Raw genomic sequence first — 1,774 nt, 5'->3', positions numbered from 1 at the left:
TATACCCTATAGCATAAATCACATATACTGATACTTTATGCCTAATAGAAATTTATCACTTTTCTCAACTTTCACTTTATGCTTATATCAAACTGAGAATGGATAGGCAATAGACTCATGATACTGGTATCCTTCAACTCTAAAATCATCCAATGTTACCCATGTTTCAATATCTTCGAGAGACTTAATTTCAGGGTTAATATGAAGCTTAGGTGCCGGATAAGGTTCGCGTTTTAATTGCACGTCACGCATTAATTCTAATTGATCTTCATAAATATGTGCATTTACGATCTTATGATAAGCTTTTCCAGCCTCGTGGCCCGTAATTTGAGCCATGAGAGCTAGTAAGGTAAACACTTGAATCTGATTGAAATTTTGACCTAATGGTACATCACATGAACGTTGTGATGAAGTCAAATAAAGCTTTCCACCTAACAACGAAAATGTATGAGTATGCATACAAGGACGTAAACATCCCATATGAAACTCACCTGGATTGTAGAAGGTTAGAATTTCACCTCGATCATCAATACCGTTTCGCAAGTTATTATAAATCTTACGAAGTTGGTCAAACTCCTCTCCTACTGAATTACGCCATCTTCGTCCCTGTACACCATAAACTCGGCCCATATCATCCTTACCTTTACGATAAGGATTAGCTAACCAAGCTGCATTTTCATTGGCATTGGCGTTCCATGTATTACATCCAATAGCTCGAAACTGATCTGCGCTATCATAACCACGTAGATATCCCAACAACTCTGCGATAGCTGCTTTCCAATAACTCTTTCGAGTAGTTACTAAGGGAAACTCATTAGCTCCTACGTTGTAGTCTAAATCAGCATTAATAACGGTTAAGCAACGTTTTCCAGTTCGTTCATTCTCTACCCATACACCCTCATCAACTATACGTTGACATAAATCTAGATACTGTTTCATTCAATAACCTTAGTTAGACTACAAACTTAGCTCAAAAGGTGATTTTTGTTGATCTGCGTGGACAATACATTTTACCTTTTGATTTCATTGAGCATTATAAAGTTTCAAGGCTCAATTGTACAAACCTGTTCGTAACAACTGATTGTCTTAGTAACTTATCAACAGACTATGCCCCAATGGAGCCAATGAAACCGAATCCTTCTATCTAACATCATTTGCCATAAGATACTTTTATGGAAACAGTCGGCTGTTTGGGCTGTACTTTTAACCAAGAAAGACTACAAGGAATTGATTTAACTATTTAGTATGAAAATATTGGATTTACTTGATTGATGCCTGCCATTACTTCAAATAACCTTCATGACCTGAAAAATATCCTTTCAAAGTCATCCTATCAAAGCTATACACATGGGCATGAGGTGCTTCTCTGCATCGACCCACTAACGGCTGCTTTTGATCAGGTTTGCCATCAGCTAGTTCAATAGGGGCTGTGCAAATTGGACAAATGGAAGTGAAGGCCGTTATTCTCGCTATTCTATAGCCGTCAGCTCCCTTATACATTTCAATGTCAGCATTGTCTGTATTTATATTTGCAAACAACAAAGGCGCTTTACTGATACGGTGGGTCATTAAGTGATGTAAGGGTTTAAAGAACCATATAAAATTCATATAAGCGAATGGTATGAACGCTAATATAATTAATGCTGATATTAAGCTTAATGATGGCAAATCCTTTATGAATATAATAAATAAGACTGCGAACAAGACGATCAGTATATCTATAAGAAGACTGATAAGCATCAAAGCAGTCAACAGTAAGCCTTTAGGGCTGTAC

Annotated in this window: 1 protein-coding gene and 1 pseudogene; both read right to left on the bottom strand. The window is 36.9% G+C overall.

The window, feature by feature from the left end; translation table 11 throughout:
* Window positions 1-87 precede the first annotated feature (87 nt).
* Entirely contained in the window at window positions 88-939 is an 852-nt protein-coding gene (locus tag CXF62_RS01335; protein ID WP_102092622.1) for a thymidylate synthase, read from the bottom strand.
* Window positions 940-1,281: 342 nt separating this feature from the next.
* Window positions 1,282-1,774, bottom strand: a pseudogene (locus CXF62_RS01330) (hypothetical protein); the annotation flags it as partial.

Origin of the sequence: Psychrobacter sp. MES7-P7E, assembly GCF_002863645.1 — a bacterium.
GTDB lineage: Bacteria > Pseudomonadota > Gammaproteobacteria > Pseudomonadales > Moraxellaceae > Psychrobacter.
This window is presented reverse-complemented; position numbering and strand designations above follow the sequence as displayed.

What these genes read in the sequence shown, in the direction of transcription:
- CXF62_RS01335 (WP_102092622.1), bottom strand. Translation starts at nt 939, where the DNA reads ATGAAACAGTATCTAGATTTATGTCAACGTATAGTTGATGAGGGTGTA.